Below are 26323 nucleotides of genomic sequence, written 5' to 3'. Positions count from 1 at the left end.
GGTCCCGACGCTCAGACCGAGCTGGACCGGTCCGCCACCGCCTCGTCGCGCTCCAGGTCGCGCCGCAGCGCGGCACGCGACGCCCGCGTGCCGACCACCGGCACCGCGTGCGTGACCGCGAGGTGCAGTCGGGCGTCGGCGTCGTACCGCAGCCGCAGGTGTTCCCAGCGGACGAGCCAGACCAGGGCGATCGCGAGCGCGACGAAGCCCGACGCGGCTCCCACCACGATCGCCCAGCGTGGCCCCCACGCATCCGCGACGGCGCCCACCACCGGGGCGCCGATCGGCGTGCCCCCGGCGAAGATCGCCATGTACAGCGCCATCACGCGACCGCGCATCGCGGGCTTCGTGGTGGTCTGCACGAGCGCGTTGGCCGTGGTCATGAAGGTGAGCGAGGCCAGGCCGACGAAGACGAGCACGACCGCGAAGGTCCAGTACGTCGGGGCGAGGGCCGCCGCCGTGCACGCCAGGCCGAAGCCGGCCGAGGCGACGACGAGGGTCCGCATCCGCGGGCGGTCCCGCCGGGCGGAGAGGAGCGCGCCGGCGACCGAACCGATCGCCATGACGGAGTTCAGCAGGCCGAACTCGCCGGCACCCTTGCCGAACTCGACCCGCGCCATGGTCGAGGTGAAGATGGGGAAGTTCACGCCGAAGGTCCCCACGACGAAGATCATGCAGAGCACCACGATGATGTCCGGACGGGTCCGCACGTAGGTGAAGCCGGCGAGGATCTGCCCCTTCCCGCGCTTCGCGCGCACGCGTTCGGCGAGCTGGGCTGGGTCGACGAAGCGGAGCGCGACGAGGACGGCCAGGAACGAGCCGGCGTTGATGACGAACACCCAGCCGGACCCGATCGCGGCGATGAGCACCCCCGCGACCGCGGGCCCGATGAGCCGGGCGGCGTTGAAGGACGCCGAGTTCAGCGCGACGGCGTTCGAGACGTGCTCGCCCTGCACGACGTCGGAGACGAACGCCTGCCGGATCGGGGTGTCGAACGCGGCGACGATGCCGAGCGCCAGGGCGAAGCCGTACAGGGACCACAGGGTCGCCGTGTCGGTGAGGACCATGATCCCGAGGCCGAGCCCGAGGGCGCCCATGAGTCCCTGCGTCAGCATGAGCATCCGCCGCCGGTCGAAGCGGTCCGCAGCCAGGCCGGTCAGCGGGAGCAGGAGCAGCTGCGGACCGAACTGCAGCGCCATCGTGATGCCGACCGCGATCGCGTCGTTGTCGGACAGCTTCGTCAGGACGATCCAGTCCTGGGCGGTGCGCTGCATCCAGGTGCCGACGTTGGAGACCAGGGCCCCGGCGAACCAGATGCGGTAGTTGCGGGTGGACAGGGAGCGGAACAGGGCGGTCACTGCTGGGCAAGCCTCCTCATGATCTCGGTGGCCTCGGCGAGGGTGCGGCGCTCGGTGGCGGTCAGGGTCGTGAGGCGCGGGGAGAGCCAGTCGTCGCGGCGGCGCCGGGTCTCCTCGACGAAGGTCGCTCCGGCCGGGGTCGCGGCGAGCAGGACCTTGCGGCGGTCGTCGCCGTGGTCGACCTTCGACACGAGGCCGCGGTCCACGAGCACCGCGATCGACTTCGTCATGCTCGGCGGTGTGACGCCGTCCTGCCGGCTGAGCTCGGCGAGGGTCATGGCGCCCTCGCGGTGCAGTCGCGCGAGGGCCGAGAACTGGCCGTCCGTCATGCTCGCGTCGACCTTCTGTGCGCGCAGCGTCCGGGACAACCGGGCCACCGCGACGCGGAGGTCGGTGGCGAGTGAGGTGTCGGGCACGACCGTTAGCCTACCTCATTAGTTCAGCGAACGAACTGGTCTGCGCGAGGTGTACGCTGCGTACGCAACACGTGTTGCTTTGTGCACGATCGACGGAACGTCGAGGAAGAAGGAGAACATGTCCGAGTTCGAGGGCAGGGTCGCCGTCGTCACCGGTGGCGGCAGCGGCATCGGGGCTGCGATCGCGAAGGAGCTCGCGGCCGCGGGCGCGCGGGTCGTCGTCACCGACATCAAGGCCGAGGCCGCGCAGCGCGTCGTGGCCGAGATCGAGGGTGCCGGGGGCACCGCGAGTGCGTTCGAGGCGAACTCCGCGGTCGCGGGCGACAACGAGCGGATGGTCCAGCACGCGGTCGACACCTACGGCGCGCTCCACCTCGCGGTGAACAACGCCGGCATCGGTGCGGCTCCCCAGCCCATCGGCGAGTACGACGTCGAGGCGTGGGACCGGGTCCGCGCGGTCGACCTCGACGGCGTCTTCTACGGGCTCCGCTACGAGATCCCGGCGATCCTGGCTGCCGGTGGTGGCGCGATCGTGAACATGGCGTCGGTGCTGGGGTCGGTCGGCATCGCGCACAACGCCGCGTACGTGGCGTCGAAGCACGCGCTCGTCGGGCTGACCAAGGTCGCGGCGCTCGAGTACACGGCGCAGGGTGTCCGCACGAACGCGGTCGGTCCCGGGTTCATCGACACCCCGCTCGTCCGGTCGTCGCTCTCCGCCGAGGAGCTCGCGGCGCTCGAGGGTGAGCACGCGGCGAAGCGGCTCGGTACCGATGCCGAGGTCGCAGCGCTCGTGCTGTTCCTGCTGAGCGACAAGGCCTCGTTCATCAGCGGCAGCTACCACCTGGTCGACGGCGGGTACTCCGCGCACTGACCCCGGAGCGGGTGTACTTGGTCGGATCGGGCGTACCCGGTGAGAACGGGCGTACCTGATCGCAACGATCGACCAGGTACGCCCGTTCTCACCTTCCATCGCAGGTGCGATGGGAAAGAACGGGCGAACGGGAGGCGCGGCGCGGCTCGAGCGCGCCGTCTCGCCAGCGCGGACGCGACGAGCATGGTGGCGCGCCTGGTCGGTCCGGGCGTACCTGGTCGGTCCGGGCGTACCTGGTCGGAACTTCCGGTCAGGTACGCCCGTTCTCTCCATGCATCGCGAGTGTCATGGGAAGGAGCGGGCAGACAGGAGGCGCGACCCGAGTCCCCGACGTCGAGCACGCTGGTCGCGCCTCCCCGTCCCGGCGCGTGGTGCCGATGGACCGTCGGCTCGCGTCGGGCGCTCAGCCTGCGTCGGGCGCGAGGATCGCGTCGTGGGGGAGCAGTGCGTGCACGCCCCAGGTCCGGTTCGCGACCTGGGTGACGCGCATGCTCACCGCGACGCTCGCCATCGCCAGTGCCTGCCCGCGGGTGATCCCGTGCAGCCCGACGATCCAGTCGACCATCCGGTCGAGCGCCGTCGTCGTCGCCGTGTTGAGGTCGGCGTCGAACCCGAACGTGATGTGGCCGGCAGGGGTGTCGGCGTGGACGCCCTCGACCGGGGCGTGGTCGAGCAGGGACAGCGTCATCGTGGTGGTCATGCCGCACTCGACCGCGGTGCCGGAGACCTCGCCGTCGCCCTGTGCGGCGTGCCCGTCCCCGACGGAGAGCAGCGCGTCCGGCACGGTGACGGGCAGGTACAGCGTCGCGCCGGCGACCAGTTCTCGGCAGTCGATGTTGCCCCCGCCGAGCGGACGCGGCGGGATCGTCGAGTGCTCCCCGGTGGGCTCCGGCGGCAGACCGACCACGCCGAGGAACGGCGCGGTCCGGACGCCCAGCCCGAGCTGGTTCCACGCCGTGCCGGCGTCCGCGTCGACGTCCCAGAGCAGCGGCCCGCGCGACGCAGCGTCGACGAGCCCGAGCGCCCGGTTGACCGGGGTGTCGACGCCGCCGGACCCGGTGTAGCCCCAGTCGTCCGGCACCAGCGCGTCGAAGCGCACGGCGAGCACCTGTCCGGGTCGCGCTCCCGCGACCGCGATCGGTCCGACCAGGCAGTGCCCGCGTCGCGGATCGAGGAGCGTCGGCGCGTCCGCCCCCGGCGCGGCCAGCCGTTCGGTGTAGCCCGCGGCGCTCAGCGTCCGAACGGTCACGGTGTCACCGTCCTCGAGGCGGAGCACGGGCTCGCGTTCCGCGGTGAGGACGTCGACAGCGGTGTCGGGCGAGGCATCGATGCGGTGGGAGGTCACCGGTCGATCCTCCCAGGCGTGCAGCGTTCCTGGTGGACATGCGCAGGCTCCGAGCCGGCTGCGTGGACGCCGGACGGACACGCCACGGACCGCCAACGCCGCCCCCACGTCTGCGAGGATCGACCCGTGCCCACCTTCTCCGCCGCTCGAGGGGACTCCTCGTTCACCGACGCGCACGGCGTCGAGATCGTCTACTCGACCTGGCGCGCCGCCAGGCCGAAGGGCATCGTGCAGATCGCGCACGGCGTCGGGGAGCACGGACTCCGGTACGAGCCGCTCGCGCAGGACCTCGTCCGTGCCGGGTACACCGTGCACGCGAACGACCACCGCGGGCACGGCCGGACCGGTCTGGCGCAGTGGGACGGGGACCACGCGCGGCTCGGACGGCTCGGACCCGGTGGCCTGCGTGCGGCGATCGCGGCCGTGGAGCAGATGAGCGACGTCGCCCGCGCGCAGGACCCCGGCGTCCCGCTCGTGCTCGTCGGGCACTCGTGGGGGTCGCTCATGGCACAGCGGATCGTGAACACCTCGTCGGAGCGGTACGACGGGGTCGTGCTCTCCGCCACGGCGTACCGACTGCCCGGGTGGATGAACAGCGGCGACCTGAACGCCCGGCACGCGGGCTCCGGACCGACGAAGTTCGAGTGGATCACGCGCGACCGGGCCGTCATCGACGCGATCGCCGCCGACCCGCTCGCGGTCGAGGCCGACGTGATCAAGCTCTTCGGCGTCCGTGACGCCGCGCGGCTGCTCGGCGTGCCACGCCGAGGCATCCCGCACGACCTGCCGATCCTGCTGCAGGTCGGATCGGACGACACCCTCGGCGGCCCCCGTTCCGTGGAGCGGCTCGCCCAGGCGTACCGCCGTCGCGGTCGGCTGTCGGACGTCCAGGTCCACGTCTACGACGGGGCGCGGCACGAGGTCTACAACGAGACGAACCGCGACGAGGTGGTCGCCGACCTGATCGCGTGGCTCGACCGCCACGTGGCGCGCTGACGCGACGGGCTGCCGGACGGGAGGCGCGTGGCAGCGGTGCCCCGTGCCTCCCGTCCGGCGGACGGCGGGCGTAGGCTCGCCCTGTGCACGGTGAGTACAAGGTCCCCGGAGGCAAGCTGGTCGTCGTCGACCTCGAGGTCGTCGACGGGAGCATCCAGGAGTTCCGGCTGGCGGGTGACTTCTTCCTCGAGCCGGACGACGCGCTGCCGCTGATCGACCAGGCCGTGGACGGCCTGCCCGCGACCACCGACGCGGCCGGCATCGCCGCCGCGGTCCGCACGGCGCTGCCCGAGGGGGCGGTGCTGCTCGGCTTCACACCGGAGTCGGTGGGGGTCGCCGTCCGTCGCGCGCTCTCGCGGGCGTCGACGTGGCAGGAGTACGACTGGGAGATCGTGCACGAGGGGCCGATCAGCCCGAACGAGCACCTCGCGCTCGACCAGGTCCTGACCGAGGAGGTCGGTGCCGGCCGTCGCGGTCCGACCCTGCGCATCTGGGAGTGGGACCAGCCCGCGGTCGTGATCGGGTCGTTCCAGTCCTTGAAGAACGAGGTCGACCCGACCGGTGCCGCGAAGTACGGCGTCGAGGTCGTCCGCCGCATCTCCGGCGGTGGCGCCATGTTCATGGACGCCGGCGCGATCATCTCGTACTCGTTGTACGTGCCGACCGACCTCGTGCAGGGCATGACCTTCGCCGACTCGTACGCCTACCTGGACGAGTGGGTGATCGAGGCGCTGAAGTCCCTCGGGATCGACGCGTACTACCAGCCGCTCAACGACATCTCCTCGACCAAGGGCAAGATCGGCGGCGCGGCGCAGAAGCGGCTCGGCACCGGTGCCCTGCTGCACCACGCCACGATGAGCTACGACATGGACGGCCAGAAGATGGTCGAGGTGCTCCGCATCGGTCGCGAGAAGATGAGCGACAAGGGGACGACCTCGGCCGCCAAGCGTGTCGACCCGCTGCGTTCGCAGACCGGTCTGACCCGAGCCGAGATCATCGACCGGCTGATCGGCACCTTCACGAAGCTCTACGGCGCGCACGAGGGCCACGTGACCGAGGCGGAGCGGGCCCGCGCGCGGGAGCTGGTCGAGACGAAGTTCGCGACGCGGGAGTGGCTCGAGCGGGTGCCCTGACCGGGCAGTGACGCCCATCCGGAGCGCCCTCTATGCTCTGCGCATGCGTCGTCCGAGCCGTCTCCTGTCCGCCACGGTCGCAGGACTCGTGGTCCTCGGGGTCGCGACGGCCTGCTCGTCCGCACCTGTCTCCGGACTGCTGGCCGACGATGCCGACGCGACACGGGCGGCAGGACTCGACCGGTGGGGCGACGCGATGAACGCAGCGCTGCTCGACGGGGACCGCGGCTTCGGTTCGTCGAACGGACTCGACCGTGGCGCGGCCGGGACGGAGACGCCCGCCGGCGACTGGGACCTCCTCGTCGCCTGCAACGGCGTCGACGGCAAGCGCCTGCGGGTGTCCGTGGGACCCGGCGGCCGTGACGAGGTCCTGCGCACCGACGTACCGTGCGGCCTGGTCACGAGGGTGCCGGTCACGGTGCCGCGCGGCGGCGGGCTGACGGTCGAGGTGGAGCCGCAGTCGGACGCGAGCGATGCTGTCCGGCACGGCGACGTCGTCTCGTACTGGTACGTCTCCATCGTGCACCGCGGCTTCGAGCCGGAGGCGACGGTCGTCGTCGACTGATCCGCACGACGGACACCGTTGGACGAGCTCGCGAGCAGTCCGCCGGCGCGGCGGACCGATCGCCAGGATCATCCGCGCGGCGGAGGCCCTGGCCGGTCGACTGACGTAGCGTCGGGACCGTGAACTGGTTGATCCTCCTGGGGGCGGTGGCCGTGGCGGCCGTCGTGATGTGGGTCGCCGATCGCGTGGGGTGGATCGACCTGTCGAACAAGGCCACACGCAGCGGCGGATCCGGCGGTGTCGGCGCGATGATGGACGAGGTGTTCGCCCCGACCCGTCACGAGACGCAGGCCGAGTACGAGCGGCAGTCGCGCCTCCCGGAGGAGGCCCCGACGCCCGCCGACGACGACCACGACCTGCTCAGTGGCACCGTCCTCATCCGTGTGCCTGCGGTCGGACACGGCGGGCGGCACGAGGCGAGACCCGGCACGCTCGACCGCACCTACTGAGCGCGAGCACCTGCCGCGCTAGCGCGTGGTGAGCTCCTGGTAGTCCGGGTGCCGCTCGATCCACACCTTGACGTAGGTGCAGAGCGGAACGACCCGGAGGGACCCCTCGCGGACGTCGTCGAGCGCGTGCTGGACGAGGATCGACGCGTGGCCACCACCGCGGTGCGCGGGGTCGACCTCGGTGTGGGTGAAGCGGATCTCGTCGCCGTCGACCTCGTACGCCGCGAAGCCGATGACCTCGCCGTCCTCGACCAGGGAGTACTGCTGCGCGTCGGTGTCGTTGCGGACCTCGGGTGATGCCATGCAGGGGACCGTACGCCGTCGGACGGGGTGGGGGCTGGGTGCGGTCGGGCGTCGGTCCGCTCTGCGGGAGGATGGTCCGGTGCGCAGCATCGACGACTCGAGCCCCGACCTCGTCGTGCTCGGCGACAACCTCGACGTCCTGCCGACACTGCCCGACGCGTCGTTCACGGTCGTCTACCTCGATCCGCCCTTCAACACCGGACGGAAGCAGCGGCGCCACGCGGTGACCGCCGAGCGCCGGACCGTCGGCGACGCCGGGACGATCACGGGCTTCCGTGGTCGGACCTACGAGCGGATCCGCGGTGACCTGATGCGCTTCGACGACCGCTTCGAGGACTACTGGGCGTTCCTCGAGCCACGCCTGCTCGAGGCCTGGCGGCTGCTCACCGACGACGGCACGCTGTACCTGCACCTCGACTACCGCGAGGCCCACTACGCCAAGGTGCTGCTCGACGCGCTCTTCGGCCGCGACGCGTTCCTCAACGAGATCATCTGGGCGTACGACTTCGGCGCGAAGTCCCGCACGCGCTGGCCGACCAAGCACGACACGATCCTGGTCTACGTGAAGGACCCGGAGCGCTACTGGTTCGACTCCGAGACGGTCGACCGCGAGCCGTACATGGCGCCGGGACTCGTCACGCCGGAGAAGCGCGAGCGCGGGAAGCTGCCGACGGACGTGTGGTGGCACACCATCGTGTCGCCGACCGGCAGCGAGAAGACCGGCTACCCGACGCAGAAGCCCGAGGGGGTCCTGCGTCGGATGGTGCAGGCGTCGTCGCGCGAGGGGGACTGGGTGCTCGACTTCTTCGCGGGGAGCGGCACGCTCGGTGCGGTCGCTCGTGACCTGGGCCGGCGGTTCGTGCTCGTGGACGACAACCCGGTGGCGGTCGACGTGATGCGGCGCCGGTTGCCGCACGCAGCGGTCGAGTCGGCGGTCGGTTCGGCGGTCGTGTCTCCCGTCGCGCAGGAGGACTGAGCGCCTTCCGCCCGGAGCGGCCAGGATGGATCGGGGCGGACGCGTTGCGCCCGGGGAGACGGGGGAGATGGCGGCGAAGAGGGTCCGCACGGCTGCGGTCGGACTGATGGTCAGTGCACTCGCCCTCACGGCCGGGTGCACGGGCGGGACGGGTTCCCCGTCGTCGCGGCCCGAGGACGCGGAGCGAGCGGTGCAGCAGATCGTGGACGACTCCGCCAGTGCGCTCGGAGGGGACTGGACCGTGGAGGAGGGCCCACGACTCGGGACGTGCACGGACGAACGCGGCAACGGCGAGGGCGTGCACTCCACGATCCTGTCCTCGCGAGCCGAGCGCGGCGACATCGAGACCGATGTCAGCACCCTCACCACGCTGTGGAAGCGTGCCGGGCTCGTGACGGAGCGCTTCACCAACGGGGACGGCAGCTACTCCGGACTCAACGGCAGGGGCGCCGGGATCGCGAACATCGCGTTCAACTCGTCTGACCTGGGCGGCGGCGACACGATCAGTGCGACCTCGGAGTGCGCGGCTGGCGACTACGTCGAGCTCCGGGAGCAGGAGCGCGGGCAGCGCTGACGAGCGCGGCGCCCGCCCGGTAGGGACGACGGAGGCGACATCGTCGACGTCGTACGACGTCGGGGATGTCGCCTCCCAGCGGCGGCGGGCTACTCCGCCGTGTGTCGCCCGTGGTGCTCGGCCGTGGCAGGTGCCCCGTCCGACGCGGCGTGCGCCGGGTGCGTCCGGATGGTCGCGGTCGTGGCCGGAGGCTCGTCCACCGGTGCCGCCGCGGCGTGCGCGCCGTGCGTGGTCGCGTCGGTGAGCGGTGCCCGCGTGCCGCCCTCGGGGTCGTGACCGGCGCGGTCAGCTGCACCCGTGTCGGGGGCGGGCCGGTCGGCGGCGGAGGTGGAGCCTCCGGACCGGTCCTGCGGCTGCTGCACCGTGACGTCGGGCGAGGTCGGGACCGCCCGGACCGACACCGTGTCCGGGGTGACCAGCGAGCCGGTGTCCGCCGCCGCCTGCTGCGCGTCCGCTGCCAGGCGGTCGGAGTCGCCCTTCGCCGCGTTCGCCTGTTCCTGCAGTGCAGACACCTTGCGGAGCGGCGGGACCCGGAAGAACCAGGTCAGGACGAAGGCGAGCAGGATGACACCCAGCCCGACGAAGTAGACGACGACGGCCGACTGGCTGAACCCGACCAGGAACGGACGGGTGAGCCGCTGGTCCGCACCGTTGAGGAACGACGTGTCGCTCGTGGCCGAGCCGGCGGACGAGCTGGCCGCCGTGTCGCCGTTCTTCAGCTGGTCGACCAGCTTCGGCGCGACCTCGTCGACCACGGCCTTCCGCTGGTCGGCGTTGCTGTAGTCGATCTGCAGCGTGCCGTCGACGACCTCGGCGTTCGCCTTGGACGCGGCGGTCTCGAGCGCCTGCTGCTCGGCGGCCGACTTGTTCGCGGCGACCTGCTCGGCGATGACCGAGTCGGCGGAGGCGGCGGGGATCCGGCCGGCGGCGACCTGCTGCTGCACCTGCGCGGTGACCTGCTTCGTCACGGCCTGGTCCGCGGCCTGCTTCGCCGCTGCGGCACCCTGGTCGAGACCCTGCTGCACGTTCTGCTGCACCGGGTCGACGATCTTCGACCAGATCTGGTCCATCACGCCCTTGTTCTCGGACGCGCTGGCGACCGAGGGGGTGAGCGCGGCGGTGAGGGCCGGCTTGAGCGTCGACTCGTTCTGCATCGCGCCGGTGATGTTCGTCGGCATGAGCGTGAACAGGACGGACAGGAGCACCGCGGTGCCCATCGTGCCGCCGATCTGGCGGAAGAACGTCGCTGCACTCGTGGCAACGCCGATGTCCCGCGGGGAGACCGAGTTCTGCGCGGCGAGGGTCAGTGTCTGCATGAGCTGCCCGAGCCCGAGACCGATGCCGAACATGCCGAGCATGAGGAACCAGAGGGGGCTGTCGGCGGTCAGGAAGGTGAGGAGCGTGAAGCCGATCGCCGTGAACGCGGTGCCCGTGATCGGGAAGGCGCCGTAGCGGCCGGTGCGCGAGATGATCTGACCCGAGGCGATCGAGGAGATCATCAGACCGAGCACCATCGGCAGCATGGCGAAGCCGGACTCGGTCGGGGTGACGCCCTTGACGATCTGCAGGTAGAGCGGGATCGTCAGCATCGCGCCGAACATCCCGAAGCCGACGAGCACGGACAGGACCGCGGCCATCGAGAACACCCGCGAGCCGAAGAGCTTGAGCGGGAGGATCGCGTCGTCGCCCATGGAGCGCTCGACGATCACGAAGGCGACGAGACCCAGCGCGCCGATCGCGTAGCAGGCGATCGCGCCGGGGGAGTCCCAACCCCACTCGCGACCCTGCTCGGCGATGAGGAGCAGCGGGACGAGGGTGACGATGACCAGCGAGGCGCCCCACCAGTCGATGCGGGGCTTCCCGCGGTCGCCGAACTTCGGCAGGTGCAGGAACGTCGTCACCATGAAGAGCGCGATGATGCCGACGGGCACGTTGACCAGGAAGACCCAGCGCCACCCGCTGACGAACAGGATCTCGGACGCGCCGGCGAACAGGCCGCCGACGAGCGGCCCGATGACCGAGGAGATGCCGAACACGGCGAGGAAGTAGCCCTGGTACTTGGCGCGCTCGCGCGGGGCGAGCATGTCGCCCATGATCGCGAGCGGCAGCGACATCAGGCCGCCGGCGCCGAGGCCCTGCAGCGCGCGGAACCCGGCGAGCATGAGCATCGAGGTCGAGAACGACGCGGCGAGCGACCCGAGGATGAAGATGCCGATCGCGGTGAGGAACAGCGGGCGGCGGCCGAAGATGTCGGAGAGCTTGCCGTAGATCGGCGTCGTGATCGTGGACGCGATCAGGTAGGCCGTGGTCACCCACGCCTGCTGGTCGAGCCCGTGCAGGTCGTCGCCGATCGTGCGGATGGCGGTGCCGACGATGGTCTGGTCGAGCGCGCCGAGGAACATGCCGGCCATCAGTCCGTAGATGACGAGCAGGATCTGTCGGTGGTTCATCACCGCGTTCGAGGACGTGGTGGGGGCCGCGGGTGCGGTCGCCGTCTGGGTCATTCGGTCTCCCGTGCGTACTGGTGCTCGCGCGTCGCTCTCGCCCGGGCGCGGGGGAGCGTTGTTGCGCGCACTGCAAAAATACAACCAGCGCAAACGGATTGTTCCCATCCGCCTCGTTCCTGTGGACATCGGCAGGGTCCTCCGGCGGATGCGGAGGAGCGACAGGGGCGCCACCGGACGGATCCGGTGACGCCCCTGTCGGTCGTCGGGGACTACGCGCCCAGGGCGGCGTCCACGATCTCCTTCGCCTCGCGCTGCACCTGCTCGAGGTGCTCCTGCCCGACGAAGCTCTCCGCGTAGATCTTGTAGACGTCCTCGGTGCCGGAGGGCCGTGCGGCGAACCACGCGTTGTCCGTGACCACCTTGACGCCGCCGACGGCGGCGTCGTTCCCCGGCGCCTTCGAGAGCTTCGCGGTGATCGGGTCGCCGGCCAGGGTGTCGGCGGTGATCGCGTCGCCGTCGAGCTTCGAGAGCCGGGCCTTCTGCTCCTTGCTCGCAGCGGCGTCGACCCGCTGGTAGACCGGCGCACCGAAGCGCACCGTGAGCTCGGTGTAGAGCTGCGAGGGGGTCTTGCCGGTCACCGCGGTGATCTCGGACGCCAGGAGCGCCAGGATGATGCCGTCCTTGTCGGTCGTCCACGCCGTGCCGTCCTTGCGGAGGAACGAGGCGCCCGCGGACTCCTCGCCGCCGAACGCCACGGAGCCGTCGATGAGACCGGGGACGAACCACTTGAAGCCGACGGGGACCTCCCACAGCCGGCGGCCGAGCGACTCCGCGACGCGGTCGATGATGCTCGACGACACGAGCGTCTTGCCGATCGCCGCGTCGTCGCGCCACTCGGGGCGGTGCGCGTAGAGGTACTCGATCGCCACGGCGAGGTAGTGGTTCGGGTTCATCAGGCCGCCGTCGGGCGTGACGATGCCGTGGCGGTCCGAGTCGGCGTCGTTGCCGGTCAGGACGTCGAAGTCGTCCTTGTGGGCGAGCACCGACGCCATCGCGGACGGGCTCGACGGGTCCATGCGGATCTTGCCGTCCCAGTCGAGGGTCATGAACGCCCACGTCGGGTCGACCTCGGGGTTCACGACGGTCAGGTCGAGGCCGTAGTGGTCGCGGATGCGCTCCCAGTACGGCAGGGACGCCCCACCCAGGGGGTCGGCGCCGATCTTCACCCCGGCGCGCTTGATCGCGTCGATGTCGATGATGTGCTCGAGGTCCGCGACGTACGTGCCGAGGTAGTCGTAGCCCTCGGCTGCGGTCTCGTCCTGGCGGCGGACGTCGGCGTTCCCGCCGGCGATGATCGCGTTCGCCCGGTCGGCGATCCACGACGTGGCGTCGCTGTCGGCCGGGCCACCGTGCGGCGGGTTGTACTTGAAGCCGCCGTCACGAGGGGGGTTGTGGCTCGGCGTGATGACGATGCCGTCGGCGGTGTCGCCGTGCTCCGCGCGGTTGTAGCGGATGATCGCGTGGCTCAGTGCGGGCGTCGGGACGAAGCCGTCCTCGGCGTCGGCGAGCACGCGGACGCCGTTGGCGGCCAGGACCTGGAGCGCGGTCTGCTCCGCCGGCGCGGAGAGCGCGTGCGTGTCCCGGCCGATGAACAGCGGACCGGTGGTGCCCTGCTCGGTGCGGTACTCGACGATCGCCTGCGTGATCGCGGCGATGTGCGTGTCGTTGAAGGCGGTGTCGAGCGACGAGCCGCGGTGGCCGGAGGTGCCGAACACCACCTTCTGCTCGGGGATCGACACGTCGGGGACACGCTCGTGGTACGCGGCCAGGAGGGCGTCGAGGTCGACGAGGTCGTCTGCGGTCGCGGGGGTGCCGGCGCGGTCGTTCATGCGCCCATCCTGGCACCAGGACCCTCCGCGCGTCGCCGGGTGTCACGCAGCCGCACGGGTCCGGCAGGAGACCGCCCCGGTACGGCACGAGCGGCCGCCCTGCCGGGGACGTGGGGGGACGTCCCGGGCCGGGCGACCGCTCGCGGTCTGGGGGAGCCGGGGCTCAGGCGGTCCGGAACGACCCGGTCGTCGTCCGCAGCGAGCCGGTCACGGTCCGCGTCGAGGACGTCGCGGCGCCGGGACGGCGGAACTGGGTGTCCACGAAGCGGCCGAGCGCACGGCCCGCCCCGGTGCCGGTGTAGCTGCCGACCGGGCGCCATGCGGCCTCGACCGTGTACGCGCCGAGCTCGTCGCGCTGCTCGAGACCGGAGACGTAGGCGCCGCCGAGGGGGTTCTGTCGGTTCTGCACGGGTGCTCCTCGTCGTCGTGCCGAGGGTCCCGGGTCGTCGGACCGACGACCAGGACGCCGTCGGCTGTTGCCCACGACGCTACCGCGTTGTCTTGAATCATGCAAGACAACGCGACGCGGTCACGCGACGAGTTCGCAGAACGTCCGTCCGTCGGCGGTCCAGCTCTGCCGGGCTCGCAGCCCCGCCGTGGCCGCGTGACGGAGGAGTGCGTCGACGCCGACCTCGGCCCACGGGAAGCCCTCGCTCCGGTTGCCGTCCACGTCGACCACGTGCGCGGTGAACGCACGGTCCGCCGCGCGGTCCACGTGGGTCTCGACGACCACGCGGCCGCCGTCGCGGACGATCTCGCCGCACCGGGCCAGGAGCGCGACCGGGTCGCCGCCGATGCCGATGTTGCCGTCGATCACGAGGGCGGTGTCCCAGCGGCCCTCGTCGGGGATCGGGTCGAACACCGAGCCCTGCACGGCCGTGCCGCCGGAGCGTCGGGCGATCGCGACGGCCTCGGCGGAGACGTCCACGCCGAGCGAGGGGATGCCGAGCGCCCGGGCGGCGACGAGCATGCGACCGGGGCCGCACCCGATGTCGATCACGGGGCCGTCCGCGCCCTCGAGGAGGGAACGGTCGATCCGGTCGGCTGCGGCGCTCCAGCGGCCGACGTCCATCGTGACCTCGACGTCGGGACGCTCCGGGTCGGTCAGGCGCAGGTGGCCGTCGGTCTGCAGGGCGCGGGCGTACGGCTCGCCGCCGCCGGCGCCGAACGTGACGGTGTCGTGCATCGTCATCGGGCACCTCCGGTCGTCGTGGTCATGGTCGTGTCGTGCTCGGCGGCGAAGGCCGTGGCGAAGCGCGAGGTCGGCGCGAGGGCGGCGACCTGCTCGGCGTCCGCGACGGTGTCGACGTCGAGCAGCGCGGGCAGGGTGCCGACCGACAGGCCGGCGTCGGTCAGGCGCGCGAGCTGCACGGCGCCGGTGTCGTCCTGCGACATCGGGACGCCGCGGAGCAGGGCGCCGTCGGGCTCGCGCAGGTACAGCGACCAGAAGCCGCCGTCGTCCGCCGGACCGAACCACGCGTCGCGGTCCGGGTCGTCGAACACGGGTGCGAGGTGCTCGGGGGTGGCCTGCGGGGTGTCCATGCCGACGAGCAGCGTCGGACCGGTCATCGCGTCGAACATCGCCCCGAGGCGTTCGTCGAGCCCGCCACCGACCTGGTGCAGGACCTCGAAGTCGTCGGTGCCCTCGGGCAGGACGACGCCGTCGTAGAGCAGCACGCGACGCGAGGCGGGCAGGGCACGCACCGTCGCGATCGTGTCGGCCAGCGCGGCCGAGGCGACGCGGGCAGCACCCTCCGGGGTCAGGGCCGGCGTCAGCCGGGTCTTGACCTTGCCGGGCAGGCACTCCTTGGCCACGACGACCACCGTGACGTCCGTCATGAGCGTGCTCCTTCCGTGGTGGACCCGGCCACGTCGCGGGCCGGACCGGGCGCGACCACGCGGGGGCGTGCCTCCCGGCCGTACTCGCGCAGCAGACGGGACATGTCGCGGACGGCGTTGACCGTCCCGCGGAGCGTGCCGGTGACCTTGCTGTCACCGACGCGCTGGGCGTACCCGATGTCGGACTCGTCGACCCGCCACCCGGCGGCGTGTGCCGCCAGGACCATCTCGAGCGGGTAGCCGCTGCGTCGGTCCTGCAGGTCGAGGGCGACCAGGTCGGCGCGGCGCATGACGCGCATCGGGCCGAGGTCGCGGAGGCGGTAGCCGGTGGCGCGGCGCATCAGGACCGCGAGCACGCGGTTAGCGAAGCGGGCGTGCGGCGCCCACGCGCCACGGGTGGTCGGCACGCGCCGACCGAGGGCGAGGTCGGTCCGCCCGTCGGCCACGCGGGCGACGAGGTCGGGCAGCTCTGCGGGGTCCATCGAGGCATCGGCGTCGCAGAACGCGACGTACTCCGCGGTCGCGGCGGCGACGCCGGCGGCACACGCCGAGCCGAAGCCCTTGACCGGTTCGGTGACGACCGTCGCGCCGTGGGCGCGGGCGACGTCGGCGGATCCGTCGGTCGAGCCGTTGTCGACGACGATGGCGCGGTACCCCTCGGGCAGGCGGCCGATGACGCGCGGGAGCGCGTCCGCCTCGTCCAGGCAGGGGAGGATCACGTCGACGGTCATGTGGTCCATTCGGTGCGGGTCGCCCTGGCGACGGGGCCGATCTCCGGTCGCGCGCGTCGCGTCCTCGTCGGGCTGGTCGCCGGCGGGTGGGGTTCGGTCCATGCTCACGACGTAACACGATGACACGTCGCGGGGTACAGGATCCTGTCCCCCAGGGCGTGTCGAGCGCGGTGATCGGACCGTCTGGCCCGCGATCGGGGGACGGCCGGGAGGCCCGGGTGCGGTCCCGGGTCCGCGTGCGCGGGCGGGTGGTGCGTGCTCGCCCCGCGCTGGTGCGGTGGCGTCTCGCGCTGGTGCGGTGGCGCCCCGCGCTGGCGCGGTGGCGTCCCGCGCTGGTGCGGTGGCGGACGCGAGACTCGCCTGGGCGGACACGGCTCGCGCCCTGAGGCGCGAGCCGTGTCCGCTGAGACGAGTCTCAGGCGGCGTCGTCCGCTGGACGCTGCGTCACCGCTGCACGGCGGCGCGGAGCGGTGCGGTCGCGAAGTCACGCATGCCCTGCTCGAAGTCGACCTGCGCGTGCCAGCCGAGCTCCGAACGGATCCGCTCGGACGACGCCGTGACGTGCCGGACGTCTCCGAGTCGGTACTCCCCGGTGACGACCGGCTGCGGGCCGTCCGGCCCGGCGATGGCCGCGGCCATGTCACCGATGGTGTGGACGACGCCCGAGCCCACGTTGTACGCGCGGAAGGTCTCGGCGGGCAGCTCCGCGGTCGCGGCGATCGACGCGGCGTTGGCACCCGCGACGTCGTCCACGTGCACGAAGTCGCGACGCTGGCGGCCGTCCTCGAAGACGCGGGGTGCCTCGCCGCGGGCCAGGGCCGAGCGGAAGAGCGACGCGACGCCGGCGTACGGGGTGTTCGACGGCATGCCCGGCCCGTAGACGTTGTGGTAGCGCAGGGCGATCGCGGTACCGCCGGTCGCGCGGGCCCACGACGAGGCCAGGTGCTCCTGCGCGACCTTCGTCTGCGCGTAGACGTTGCGGGGGTCCAGGGCGGCCGACTCGTCGATCAGCCCGGGCACGAGCGCGCGACCGTCGGGCCCGATCGGGTCGAAGCGTCCGGCGTCGAGGTCCTCGCGTCGTCGTGCCGGTGGCCGCATCGGCTCGCCGTCGGCGGTCTCGTACGCGCCCTCGCCGTAGACCACCATCGAGCTCGCGACGACCAGGCGGCCGATGCCGTGCCGGTCCATACCGGCGAGCACGTGCGCGGTCCCGGCGTCGTTGGACGACACGTAGTCCGGGGCGTCCTGGAAGTCGACGCCGAGGCCGACCTTGGCCGCCTGGTGGCAGACGACGTCGACGCCGTCGAGCGCCGCCTCGAGGGCCACACGGTCACGGACGTCACCGTGCACGAACGACAGGCCCTGCTGCTCGTGGGCGAGGACGACCTCGGCCGGGTCGCCGTGCACGTCGTCACGCAGGGAGTCGAGCACGCGGACCTCGTGCCCCTCGGCGAGGGCGCGACGGACGATCGCGGACCCGATGAAGCCCGCGCCGCCGGTGACGAGCAGGCGGCTCACGCCGTCGCCCCGAGGACACTGGCGCTGGCGGCAGCGGGGACGAGCTCGCGCGGGGTGTAGTCGTCGGGCAACGCGGCGACGACGCCGCCGATGGCGCGGACGATGACCTCGTTCGCGCGGGCCAGGCGCTCCATGACGGCGCCGTGGGTGACCGGGGCGTCGGTGGACCGTGCCGCCTCGTCCTCGGTGGGGGCCAGGCCGGCGTCCGCGTCGGTCACGAAGGACAGGTTGACCGTGCCGATGCCGAGCTCGGCAGCGAGCGGCACCTCGGGCGTCATCGTCATGTTGATCGTGTGGCCGCCGGCCTCGCGCATCCAGGTCGACTCCGCGCGGGTCGAGAAGCGCGGGCCCTGGATGACGACGCACGTGCCCGTCGGCCGGAAGGGCACGTCGAGCGCGGCGACGGCGTCGATCGCGGCGCGGCGGAGCACCGGGTCGAAGGGGTCGGCGAAGGACAGGTGCTGCACCTGGTCCTCGAAGAACGTGTCCTTCCGGCCCCAGGTGCGGTCGATCAGCTGGTCGGTCACGACGAAGGTGCCGGGGGCGTAGTCCGGGTGCAGGCCACCGACCGCGCTCGACGAGACGATCGCGCGCACGCCGAGGGACCGGAGGGCCCACACGTTCGCGCGGTGGTTGATCAGGTGCGGGGCGACCGAGTGCTCGCGACCGTGGCGGGTGAGGAACGCGACGCGCTTGCCGGCCATCGTGCCGACCGTGATCGGACTCGACGTCGGGCCGTAGGGCGTGTCCACGGTGATCTCGTCGGCGGTGCCCTCCTCGAAGAGGCGGTAGAGGCCGGAGCCCCCGATCACCCCGATGCGAGCCGTCGTTCCGTCCACAGGTTCGGTCGTGGTCACGTGGTCCTCCACAGGTCCTCCGGATGTCCTCGGCGCGTGGTGCGCCCTGGATACGCTACTGACGCCCCTCCGGCATCGACCGGGAACGGGGTGTCCCCACGAGGTTCGGAGGCATCCGTGCGCACGATCGGTCAGCACCGCGACGAGGTCGCCGCGCTCCTCGCGCCCGTGCTCGCTGCGCGGGCGGAGGAGACCCTGCCGCTCGACGCGCTGGCGGACGGCGCCGGTGCCGGCCGTGGGTACCGGGTGCTCACCCGGGCCGTCTCCGCGCCGGTCCCGCTGCCGGTGTTCGACAACAGCCAGATGGACGGGTTCGCCGTCCGGTCGACCGATGCCGGCCACGACGTCCGCGTGGTCGACCCGATCCCCGCCGGGGCCGTGCCGGCACCGCTCGGCCCGGGCACCGCTGCGCCGATCATGACCGGGGCGCGGATCCCCGAGGGCGCGGACGCCGTCGTGCCGGTGGAGGCGACACCGCCGGGGGCGTTCCCCGCGGCGCTGGGGCTCGACGTGCTGACCGTGCCCGCCGGGACGACCACCGGGACGTTCGTCCGCCGGGTCGGCAGCGACGTCGCCGTCGGCGCCGAGCTCGCCCCGGCCGGGTCCCCGGTGACGCCGGCGCTCCTGGGGGCCCTGGCCTCGGCGGGTGTCGGCGAGGTGTCCGTGGTCCGCCCGGTCCACGTGCTCGTCGTGTCCACCGGCAGCGAACTCGCCGGTGACGCCGCGCCTGACGGGCTGGACGGAACGGGCGCGGTGATCCGCGACGCGAACGGTGTCGCGCTCCGTGCGGCCCTGGCCGAGGTCGGTGCGATCGCCCGTGGCGTCTGGCTCAGCGACGCCCCGGACGCCTTCCTGCCGGGGCTCGAGTCGGCCGTCGGTGACTGGGCCGACGTCGTCCTGACCACCGGTGGGATCAGTGCGGGGGCGTACGAGGTCGTGCGTCAGGTGCTCGAGCCGCGCGGACTCGCCGTGACCCCGGTCGCGATGCAGCCCGGCGGACCCCAGGCCCTCGGACTCGCCGACCTCGCCGGTCGACGAGTGCCGGTCGTGGCGTTCCCGGGCAACCCCGTGTCCGCCCTCGTGTCGTTCGAGGTGTTCCTGCGGCCGGCGCTCGCGGCCCTCGTCGGTGCACCGGACCGCCCGACCGCCGAGCTGCCGGCCGCCGAGTCGGCGAGCTCACCCGTCGGCAAGCACCAGGTCCGCCGCGGCCGGGTCGCCGACGGGCGTGTGCACTTCGTGGGCGGGCCGAGCTCGCACCTGCTCGGGCACCTCGCCGCTGCCACCCACCTCGTCCACGTCCCCCTCGGCACCGACTCCGTCGAACCGGGGGACCCGCTGACCGTCTGGAGCCTCCGATGACCGACGACCACCCGAACGGCGTGCGCGACGCCGAGCTCTCGCACGTCCGCGCCGACGGCACCGCGCACATGGTCGACGTATCCGACAAGGACGTCACTGCCCGCTCGGCCACGGCCACGGCCACGCTGGTGACCCGCACCGACGTCGTCGAGCGGATCCTCGACGGGTCGCTGCCCAAGGGAGAGGTGATCGGCACCGCCCGGATCGCGGCGATCATGGCCGTCAAGAAGACGTCGGACCTGGTGCCGCTCTGCCACCCGCTGCCCATCGCCGGGGTCGAGGTGGACATCACCGGCGACGGCGACCGCGTGCGGATCGAGGTCTCCGTGCGCACGACCTCCCGCACCGGTGTCGAGATGGAGGCCCTGACCGGCGCGAGCGTCGCGGCACTGACCGTGTACGACATGGTGAAGGCCGTCGACCGCACGGCCGTGATCACGGACGTCCGGGTGCTCGAGAAGCACGGTGGACGCTCGGGCGACTGGAGCAACCGATGAACCCCGAACCGACCAGGGGCCGCGCGGGCGTCGTCGTGGTCTCCACGCAGGCCTCGACCGACCCCGCGCTCGACCGCACCGGACCCGTCATCGCCGCGTGGCTGCGCGAGCGCGGCTTCGCCGTCGCCGAGCCGACGATCGTGCCCGACGGCGGCCCGATCGCCGAGACGGTGTCCGCCGAGCTCCTCGCGGACGCGAAGGTCGTCGTCACCACGGGCGGTACGGGCGTGACCCCGACCGACCGCACGCCCGAGGCCGTCGCACCCCTGATCGACCTCGAGCTGCCGGGCATCACCGAGGAGATCCGCCGGCGCGGACTCGCCGGTGCCGGTCCGACCGCGCTGCTGACCCGCGGGGTCGCGGGCATCGCCGGTGGCCGCACCGTCGTCGTGACCCTGCCCGGATCGCGCGGGGGCGTCGCCGACGGGCTCGCGGTGCTGGACGGGGTGCTCGACCACGTGCTGGCCCAGCTGCACGGCGAGGGCCACGCACCCCGGAGCGCGTCGTGAGCGGCGACCGTGTCGTCGTGGCCGACGTCGTGGACCGGGTGATCACGGTGGACGAGGTCTCCGCTGCCGTCACGACCGACCGCGACGGCGCCGTCGTGACCTTCGCCGGGGTCGTCCGCGACCACGACGAGGGCAAGGGCGTCACGGCACTCGACTACGAACGACACCCGAGCGCGGGGGACGTCATCGCCGAGGTCGCCCGGTCGATCGCCGCCGACCACCCCGAGGTCCGCATCGCCGTGCTGCACCGCGTCGGCGCGCTCGGCATCGGGGACGTGGCGCTCGCCGCAGCAGTGGCGTCGCCGCACCGTGCCGAGGCCTTCGCAGCCTGCGCCGCGCTCGTCGACCTGGTGAAGGAGCGGACGCCGATCTGGAAGCGCCAGGAGTTCACGGACGGCACGGACGAGTGGGTCGCTGCGCTGTGACGGGACCGGGCTCCTGGTGATGGGCTCGGGGCGATGATCACGGACGAACTGACCGCTGCCGCGCATCGGTGGGCCCTGGCGGACGAGCGCGCACAGGTCGTCCTCGCCGCGGCCGATCCGTCGGCGCGTCGGCGTACGGCGGCTCCCGTCGTGTGGGTGCTCGTCGGTTCGGCCGCCGTGGCGGTCGCGCTGGTCGTCCTCGCGCTCGTGCTCCCGTCCGGTGCGCCCGGCAGGACGGTCACCACCACGGTCGTCATTGCCGCTGCCCTGGCCGGCACGGTGGTGCAGGTCGTCGCAGCGATCGTCGTCCGCCGCCGCCGCGGTGTGCCCCCGGCTCCCGTGGTCGCACTGCTGCAGACCCGCGAGCGGCACGCCGTCCGCCAGGCCTTCCACGGGAGTCGACCGGTGCCGGAGGACCGACGGCGGGTCGTGGACGCGGCCGCCGCCCAGGCGGCAGCCGGACAGGAACTCGTCGTGCTGTGTCTGTTCGCGGTGAGCAGCGTGGCGGCAACCGCGACGGGAAGCGAGCTGTGGCCGATGTACGTCGCCACCGGCCTGCTCGCCACTGGGTCGAGTGTCGTGTCGGCCCGTGACGCCGTCGCTGCTCGACGCTGGCTCGCCGACCGCACCCCCGCGATCGAGGCCCCGAGGCCGACGACCTGAGCGGCACCGCAGGAGACCGACGCAGGATCGTGATCCCGGCACCCGTTCAGGGCATGGTCCCGCACTCGGCGGATCCATAGAATCCGGAGCCATGAGCGTTCTGCTGTACGGCGCGGGGATCGTGCTGCTCGTCTTCGCCCTGATCGACATCGTCACCCGGGGCGAGGACCAGGTCCGCGGACTCCCGAAGTTCGCCTGGGTCCTGATCTGCATCTTCGTGCCCGTGGTCGGCAGCATCGTGTGGTTCGCCGTCGGGCACGACTGGAGCGCGAACGACCGGAACCACGGCCGCTACCTCGAGCCGAACCGTCACGAGGACCGGTACGCCAGCATCGGTCACGCCCGCGCCGCCCACGGCGACAAGCGCGTGAACGGCACCGAGCAGGAGCTCGCCGAGCTCGAACGCGAGATCGAGTACTGGGAGGCGCAGGCGCGCCTCCGGCGTGCCAAGGAGGCCGCGGGCGAGGGCGAGCCGACCCCGGGGAGCTGAGCCGCGCCTCCAGGCCGGCAGCCGCTGCCCCGCTCGCTCGCCGCAGCCGCCACCCCGCTCGCCGCAGCACAACCCAAAGCACGTCGCGCCGCGGAATTTCGTGGCGCGACGTGCTTACGGTTGTGCGGGAGCACACAACACCACCGAACCACCGGGGCCACTCCGGCCCCCACCCGCACCCCGCGGCGCCCACACCCCGCCGCGCCGCCTACCCTTGACGGGTGGCTCATCTCCTCGGCGCCGAGAACGTGCATCTCGAGTTCCCCACCCGTGTCGTCTTCGACAGCGTCACCCTCGGCCTCGACGAGGGCGACCGCATCGGCGTCGTCGGCCGCAACGGTGACGGCAAGTCGACCCTGCTCGCCCTGCTCGCGCAGCGCCTCGAGCCGGACGCCGGCCGCGTCACCCACCGGCGCGGCCTGACCGTCGGGTACCTCGACCAGCGCGACGTCCTGCCCGCGGGGGCGACCGTCGGCAGCATCGTCGTCGGCGAGCTCGAGGAACACGAGTGGGCCGGGGACCCGAAGATCCGCGACATCATCGGCGGCCTCGTGTCCGACATCCCGTGGGAGGCCACGGTCGACGACCTGTCCGGTGGGCAGCGGCGACGGATCGCGCTCGCGAAGCTGCTCGTGGGTGACTGGGACGTGCTGTTCCTCGACGAGCCGACGAACCACCTCGACGTCGAGGGCATCCAGTGGCTCGCCGACCACATCAACCGCCGGTGGTCGTCGAACCAGGGCGGCATGGTCGTCGTGACGCACGACCGGTGGTTCCTCGACGCGGTGTCGACCGACACGTGGGAGGTCCACGACGGTGTCGTCGAGCCGTTCGAGGGCGGCTACGCGGCGTACATCCTGCAGCGCGTCGAGCGTGACCGGCAGGCAGCCGCGAGCGAGCAGCGGCGGCAGAACCTGGCCCGCAAGGAGCTCGCCTGGCTCCGCCGCGGTGCCCCCGCGCGGACCAGCAAGCCGAAGTTCCGCATCGACGCGGCGAACGCCCTGATCGACGACGTGCCGCCGATCCGTGACACCGTCGGCCTGTCGCAGATGGCGACCGCCCGGCTGGGCAAGGACGTCGTCGACCTGCTCGACATCGGTGTCTCGTTCGGCGACGACGTGATCCTGCGTGACGTCGAGTGGCGGATCGCACCGGGGGAGCGGACCGGCATCCTCGGACCGAACGGTGCGGGCAAGTCCACGCTCCTCAACCTGGTGTCCGGCAAGCTGCAGCCGACCACCGGCCGCGTGAAGACCGGCAAGACCGTGCAGGTCGCGGTGCTCGACCAGCAGCTCGCCGACCTGCAGCAGTTCGCGGACGACCGTGTCCGCGAGGTCGTCGCCCGCAAGAAGACGAGTTACGTCGCAGACGGCAAGGAGATGACGCCGTCGCAGCTGCTCGAGCGGCTCGGCTTCACCTCGGAGCAGCTGTCCACGCCGGTCAAGGACCTGTCCGGCGGGCAGAAGCGCCGCCTGCAGCTCATGCTCATCCTGCTCGACGAGCCGAACGTGCTGATCCTCGACGAGCCGACGAACGACCTCGACACCGACATGCTCGCCGCGATGGAGGACCTGCTCGACACCTGGCCGGGCACCCTGCTCGTCGTGTCGCACGACCGGTACCTGCTCGAGCGGGTCACCGACCAGCAGTACGCGGTCCTCGGCGGGCACCTCCGTCACCTGCCCGGTGGCGTCGACGAGTACATGCGGCTGCGCGCGTCCGGTTCCGTCCCGCAGACGGCTGCTGCGGCCGCCGCCGCCTCGGCCGGGAGGCCCGACACGGCTCCGGCAGGCGGCTCTGGCGGTGCCGCGGCCGGGTCCACCAACCCTGCCGCGCCCGGCCTGTCGGGTGCGGACCGTCGCGCCGCGGAGAAGGAGATGTCGGCCCTCGACCGGAAGATCGCGAAGGCGGGGCAGGACCGGCAGAAGCTGCTCGACGCGTTCGCCGCGCACGACCAGTCGGACTACGCGGGGCTCGGAGCGCTGCAGACGAAGCTCGGCGCCCTCGACGCCGAGGTCGAGCAGCTCGAGGAGCGCTGGCTCGAAGTGGCCGAGCAGCTCGGGGTGTAGCGGGGGCCGCGGGTCGGAGACCCGTAGCTCGACCGACGTAGCGTTACCGGGTGGCCCGGGTCAGGGGCCCTCGCAGCCGAGTTCGGTCGGCTCGAGGTCCTCGCCCCGGCCCACGCCGTAGGCGGACGGATCCGTGACCGTGCGCAGTCGGCCGAGCCGGTCCTGCTCGGTGACGACGACGGCGCGGACGAACCCGGCGCGCTGGTCCGGGTCGAGCACGAACCGACCGACGACGTCGAGGTGCCCGTGCGGCGGGACGACGAGCCCACTGTCGACCGGCACCGTCCGGCCGTACTCCGACGGGCGCGCGGCGTCCTCGGTGACGGTGAGCCCGGCAGCGTCCGCGGTCGGGTGCGGCGCGAGCGCGAGGTGTTCGAGCCGCACGCCCTGCACGGTGTCGACCCGGACCGTGCGGACGTGCACGTCGTGGGCGTTGTCGTTGGCGAACTCCGTCAGGAACCAGGCGGCTGCGTCGCTGTCGTCGTCGGGGAAGGTGCCGCTCACGCAGCCACCCAGGATGTCCGTCGACAGTCCCCGGGCGGGTGCGAGCTCGATCGCGAGGCCCGCCGCGAGCACGAGTGCCCCGACGATGCTCGCTCCGACGACGGCCCGTCCTCTGTCCATGTCGCAACCGTAGGGCAGGTCAGGGTCGGGAGACGTTACTCGATCGACTCCGGGTCGACGCTGTCCTGCTCGGGGTCCGCTCCGGCCGGGTCACCGCCACCGGGGTTCGCCACGACCTCCCAGAGGTGGCCGTCCGGGTCCTGGAAGAAGCCGGACCACATGCCCCACGGGCGCGTGTACGGCGCCGCGAGCATCGTCGCTCCGGCGGCTGCCGCACGGTCGAGGAACGCCTGTGCGGCCTCCTGCGACGGCTCGAAGTGCCCGATGGTGGTGCTCGGTGCCTCGGCGAGTGCGACGCCGGAGTCCTTCCGCATGTCCTCGCGCCCGTAGACGCTGACGATCAGCCCGTCGTCGAGGGTGAACATCGCGGTGGTGCCGCCCGCCGCGGTCTCGGACGCGGGGTACTCGGTGCCGATGATCCCGCTGCCGTCGATGCCGAGCAGTGCGCGGTAGAAGGCTGCCGAGCGTCCGACGTCGGCCACGGCGAGGGTGATGGCGTGCATGCCGCGCACGCTACGCCGGACCGGCCGCCGGCCGCCGGCTGCCGGCTGCCGGCTGCCGTCAGTCGCCGAGCCCGAGGATGAGTCGTCGGAGCAGCCCGGACAGCCGCGCCTGCTCGTCCTCGGACACCCCGGACAGGATCGCGCGCTCGGCCTGGAGCAGGTCCGCGATCGCGGCGTCCACGGCCGCGCGACCGCTCGCCGTGAGGGACACGAGGATGCCCCGACCGTCCCGCGGGTCCGTCCGCCGGTTCACTAGCCCTCGTGCCGCGAGCCGGTCGACCCGGTTCGTCATCGTCCCGCTCGACACCAGGGTCTGCTGCAGCAGCGCCTTCGGGCTGAGCTCGTACGGTTCGCCTGCACGCCGCAGCGCCGACAGCACGTCGAACTCCCACGGCTCGACGTCGCTCGCGTCGAACGCGGCCCGTCGTGCGCGGTCGAGGTGCCGGGCGAGCCGGTCGACGCGGGACAGGACCTCGAGCGGCCCGAAGTCCAGGTCGCCCCGCTCCCGACCCCACGCCGCGACGATCCGGTCGACCTCGTCCTGCTGCGGCATCCCTCCATCTTGGCCGAACCGGTCGCGCGCGGCCAGCGCCCGGGCCGTGGGAGGATGGACGGGCACCGGATGGGCTCCACCCCGTCCGGTGTGTTCCGCCTTGGTGTAACGGCAGCACGACGGCCTTTGGTGCCGTTAGGTCCGGGTTCGAATCCTGGAGGCGGAGCGCGGGGTGATCCGAGTTTTCGGCGTTCGGGTTGAGACTTTTCGCGCCTGGGGGAGCTTGGCGCCGCGAGAACCGGATTGGAGGGCCGCTTTCGGTGACCGATTGTTCGGCGTACACACTTCCGCCGCCTGCAGCTGTACCGGGCCACCGGGTTGGTCCCGGGGCTTCCCCGACTTGACCCTCACGTCACGTGAGGGC

29 protein-coding genes, 1 tRNA gene and 1 pseudogene are annotated in these 26323 nt (G+C 72.5%); 16 read left to right on the top strand and 15 right to left on the bottom strand.

Annotated elements, in window-relative coordinates:
- Positions 1-11 precede the first annotated feature (11 nt).
- Together Q9R28_RS12410 and Q9R28_RS12405 are read right to left on the bottom strand one after the other, a co-directional pair.
- Entirely contained in the window at positions 12-1358 is a 1347-nt protein-coding gene (locus Q9R28_RS12410; RefSeq protein WP_066652228.1) for an MFS transporter, read from the bottom strand.
- Positions 1355-1774 (bottom strand): MarR family winged helix-turn-helix transcriptional regulator, encoded by a 420-nt coding sequence (locus tag Q9R28_RS12405; protein WP_066652230.1) that lies wholly within the window; start codon positions 1772-1774, stop codon positions 1355-1357. The genes Q9R28_RS12410 and Q9R28_RS12405 overlap by 4 nt, the downstream gene beginning before the upstream one ends.
- 118 nt (positions 1775-1892) lie before the next feature.
- Here Q9R28_RS12405 and Q9R28_RS12400 point away from each other — a divergent pair, with 118 nt between their 5' ends.
- Positions 1893-2645, top strand: coding sequence for an SDR family NAD(P)-dependent oxidoreductase (locus tag Q9R28_RS12400; RefSeq protein ID WP_066657758.1), 753 nt, complete (start codon positions 1893-1895; stop codon positions 2643-2645).
- Between the two features lie 403 nt (positions 2646-3048).
- On the opposite strand, the gene Q9R28_RS12395 is transcribed toward Q9R28_RS12400, so the two are convergent.
- A complete protein-coding gene (locus tag Q9R28_RS12395; protein WP_311206240.1) occupies positions 3049-3990 on the bottom strand; it encodes an acetamidase/formamidase family protein in 942 nt (313 codons plus the stop codon).
- 126 nt (positions 3991-4116) lie between these two features.
- Here Q9R28_RS12395 and Q9R28_RS12390 point away from each other — a divergent pair, with 126 nt between their 5' ends.
- The 4 genes from Q9R28_RS12390 to Q9R28_RS12375 all read left to right on the top strand — a co-directional run bounded on the left by Q9R28_RS12390 (position 4117) and on the right by Q9R28_RS12375 (position 7133).
- Positions 4117-4986 carry an alpha/beta hydrolase gene (locus tag Q9R28_RS12390; RefSeq protein ID WP_066657760.1) on the top strand — a complete coding sequence of 290 codons (870 nt, stop codon included), beginning with the start codon at positions 4117-4119 and terminating at the stop codon, positions 4984-4986.
- 83 nt (positions 4987-5069) lie between these two features.
- Positions 5070-6119, top strand: coding sequence for a biotin/lipoate A/B protein ligase family protein (locus Q9R28_RS12385; protein WP_066652234.1), 1050 nt, complete (start codon positions 5070-5072; stop codon positions 6117-6119).
- Between the two features lie 43 nt (positions 6120-6162).
- Positions 6163-6684, top strand: coding sequence for a hypothetical protein (locus Q9R28_RS12380; protein WP_311206239.1), 522 nt, complete (start codon positions 6163-6165; stop codon positions 6682-6684).
- A gap of 119 nt (positions 6685-6803) precedes the next feature.
- Complete coding sequence (locus Q9R28_RS12375) at positions 6804-7133, top strand: hypothetical protein (protein ID WP_209683961.1); 330 nt, start codon at positions 6804-6806, stop codon at positions 7131-7133.
- 18 nt (positions 7134-7151) lie between these two features.
- Here the strand turns inward: Q9R28_RS12375 and Q9R28_RS12370 are convergent, their stop codons facing one another.
- A complete protein-coding gene (locus Q9R28_RS12370; RefSeq protein WP_311206238.1) occupies positions 7152-7436 on the bottom strand; it encodes a GNAT family N-acetyltransferase in 285 nt (94 codons plus the stop codon).
- Between the two features lie 79 nt (positions 7437-7515).
- On the opposite strand from Q9R28_RS12370, the gene Q9R28_RS12365 reads away from it, so the two are divergent.
- Both Q9R28_RS12365 and Q9R28_RS12360 read left to right on the top strand, forming a co-directional pair.
- Complete coding sequence (locus Q9R28_RS12365; protein ID WP_396137161.1) at positions 7516-8412, top strand: DNA-methyltransferase; 897 nt, start codon at positions 7516-7518, stop codon at positions 8410-8412.
- A gap of 67 nt (positions 8413-8479) precedes the next feature.
- A complete protein-coding gene (locus tag Q9R28_RS12360; RefSeq protein WP_311206237.1) occupies positions 8480-8986 on the top strand; it encodes a hypothetical protein in 507 nt (168 codons plus the stop codon).
- 89 nt (positions 8987-9075) lie between these two features.
- Here the strand turns inward: Q9R28_RS12360 and Q9R28_RS12355 are convergent, their stop codons facing one another.
- The 8 genes from Q9R28_RS12355 to Q9R28_RS12320 all read right to left on the bottom strand — a co-directional run bounded on the left by Q9R28_RS12355 (position 9076) and on the right by Q9R28_RS12320 (position 18267).
- Positions 9076-11490, bottom strand: coding sequence for an MDR family MFS transporter (locus Q9R28_RS12355; RefSeq protein ID WP_311206236.1), 2415 nt, complete (start codon positions 11488-11490; stop codon positions 9076-9078).
- A 212-nt stretch (positions 11491-11702) separates the two neighbouring features.
- Entirely contained in the window at positions 11703-13322 is a 1620-nt protein-coding gene (pgm, locus tag Q9R28_RS12350; RefSeq protein WP_311206235.1) for a phosphoglucomutase (alpha-D-glucose-1,6-bisphosphate-dependent), read from the bottom strand.
- A 163-nt stretch (positions 13323-13485) separates the two neighbouring features.
- Positions 13486-13731 (bottom strand): hypothetical protein, encoded by a 246-nt coding sequence (locus Q9R28_RS12345; RefSeq protein ID WP_311206234.1) that lies wholly within the window; start codon positions 13729-13731, stop codon positions 13486-13488.
- A gap of 120 nt (positions 13732-13851) precedes the next feature.
- Entirely contained in the window at positions 13852-14514 is a 663-nt protein-coding gene (locus Q9R28_RS12340; RefSeq protein WP_066652249.1) for a class I SAM-dependent methyltransferase, read from the bottom strand.
- Positions 14511-15161, bottom strand: coding sequence for a DUF2064 domain-containing protein (locus Q9R28_RS12335; RefSeq protein WP_311206233.1), 651 nt, complete (start codon positions 15159-15161; stop codon positions 14511-14513). Before Q9R28_RS12335 ends, Q9R28_RS12340 begins: the two co-directional genes overlap by 4 nt.
- Positions 15158-15901 carry a glycosyltransferase family 2 protein gene (locus tag Q9R28_RS12330; protein WP_058728516.1) on the bottom strand — a complete coding sequence of 248 codons (744 nt, stop codon included), beginning with the start codon at positions 15899-15901 and terminating at the stop codon, positions 15158-15160. The genes Q9R28_RS12335 and Q9R28_RS12330 overlap by 4 nt, the downstream gene beginning before the upstream one ends.
- 435 nt (positions 15902-16336) lie before the next feature.
- Positions 16337-17410 (bottom strand): NAD-dependent epimerase/dehydratase family protein, encoded by a 1074-nt coding sequence (locus Q9R28_RS12325; RefSeq protein WP_311206232.1) that lies wholly within the window; start codon positions 17408-17410, stop codon positions 16337-16339.
- The gene (locus Q9R28_RS12320; protein WP_251160616.1) at positions 17407-18267 is read right to left on the bottom strand and encodes an MTAP family purine nucleoside phosphorylase; all 861 of its coding nucleotides are present in this window, start codon (positions 18265-18267) and stop codon (positions 17407-17409) included. Before Q9R28_RS12320 ends, Q9R28_RS12325 begins: the two co-directional genes overlap by 4 nt.
- Positions 18268-18384: 117 nt before the next feature.
- On the opposite strand from Q9R28_RS12320, the gene Q9R28_RS12315 reads away from it, so the two are divergent.
- The 8 genes and pseudogenes from Q9R28_RS12315 (at position 18385) to Q9R28_RS12285 (ending at position 24279) form a co-directional block, all read left to right on the top strand.
- Complete coding sequence (locus Q9R28_RS12315; protein ID WP_311206231.1) at positions 18385-19626, top strand: molybdopterin molybdotransferase MoeA; 1242 nt, start codon at positions 18385-18387, stop codon at positions 19624-19626.
- Positions 19623-20123 (top strand): cyclic pyranopterin monophosphate synthase MoaC, encoded by a 501-nt coding sequence (moaC, locus tag Q9R28_RS12310; protein ID WP_066652259.1) that lies wholly within the window; start codon positions 19623-19625, stop codon positions 20121-20123. Before Q9R28_RS12315 ends, moaC begins: the two co-directional genes overlap by 4 nt.
- Positions 20120-20632 (top strand): molybdenum cofactor biosynthesis protein B, encoded by a 513-nt coding sequence (locus tag Q9R28_RS12305; RefSeq protein WP_066652261.1) that lies wholly within the window; start codon positions 20120-20122, stop codon positions 20630-20632. Before moaC ends, Q9R28_RS12305 begins: the two co-directional genes overlap by 4 nt.
- Positions 20629-21057 carry a molybdenum cofactor biosynthesis protein MoaE gene (locus tag Q9R28_RS12300; protein WP_311206230.1) on the top strand — a complete coding sequence of 143 codons (429 nt, stop codon included), beginning with the start codon at positions 20629-20631 and terminating at the stop codon, positions 21055-21057. Before Q9R28_RS12305 ends, Q9R28_RS12300 begins: the two co-directional genes overlap by 4 nt.
- A 33-nt stretch (positions 21058-21090) precedes the next feature.
- Complete coding sequence (locus Q9R28_RS12295) at positions 21091-21720, top strand: hypothetical protein (RefSeq protein WP_209683941.1); 630 nt, start codon at positions 21091-21093, stop codon at positions 21718-21720.
- 91 nt (positions 21721-21811) lie between these two features.
- A complete protein-coding gene (locus Q9R28_RS12290) occupies positions 21812-22210 on the top strand; it encodes a PLD nuclease N-terminal domain-containing protein (RefSeq protein WP_209683939.1) in 399 nt (132 codons plus the stop codon).
- A gap of 221 nt (positions 22211-22431) precedes the next feature.
- Positions 22432-22900, top strand: a pseudogene (locus tag Q9R28_RS16825) (ATP-binding cassette domain-containing protein); the annotation flags it as partial.
- A gap of 56 nt (positions 22901-22956) precedes the next feature.
- On the top strand, positions 22957-24279 hold the full coding sequence (locus tag Q9R28_RS12285; protein WP_396137164.1) for an ABC-F family ATP-binding cassette domain-containing protein: 1323 nt from the start codon (positions 22957-22959) through the stop codon (positions 24277-24279).
- Between the two features lie 60 nt (positions 24280-24339).
- Here Q9R28_RS12285 and Q9R28_RS12280 read toward each other — a convergent pair whose 3' ends face one another.
- Genes Q9R28_RS12280 through Q9R28_RS12270 form a run of 3 tightly spaced genes read right to left on the bottom strand, consistent with a single transcriptional unit; the run spans position 24340 to position 25959 of the window.
- On the bottom strand, positions 24340-24903 hold the full coding sequence (locus Q9R28_RS12280; RefSeq protein WP_311206228.1) for a hypothetical protein: 564 nt from the start codon (positions 24901-24903) through the stop codon (positions 24340-24342).
- Between the two features lie 35 nt (positions 24904-24938).
- A complete protein-coding gene (locus tag Q9R28_RS12275) occupies positions 24939-25406 on the bottom strand; it encodes a VOC family protein (RefSeq protein WP_311206227.1) in 468 nt (155 codons plus the stop codon).
- Between the two features lie 58 nt (positions 25407-25464).
- On the bottom strand, positions 25465-25959 hold the full coding sequence (locus Q9R28_RS12270; RefSeq protein ID WP_209683931.1) for a MarR family winged helix-turn-helix transcriptional regulator: 495 nt from the start codon (positions 25957-25959) through the stop codon (positions 25465-25467).
- A 94-nt stretch (positions 25960-26053) separates the two neighbouring features.
- Between Q9R28_RS12270 and Q9R28_RS12265 the strand changes: the two genes are divergently transcribed.
- Positions 26054-26125, top strand: a tRNA-Gln gene (locus tag Q9R28_RS12265).
- Positions 26126-26323 lie beyond the last annotated feature (198 nt).

The sequence above is a fragment of the Curtobacterium sp. BRD11 genome (assembly GCF_031844345.1).
GTDB lineage: Bacteria > Actinomycetota > Actinomycetes > Actinomycetales > Microbacteriaceae > Curtobacterium.
This window is presented reverse-complemented; position numbering and strand designations above follow the sequence as displayed.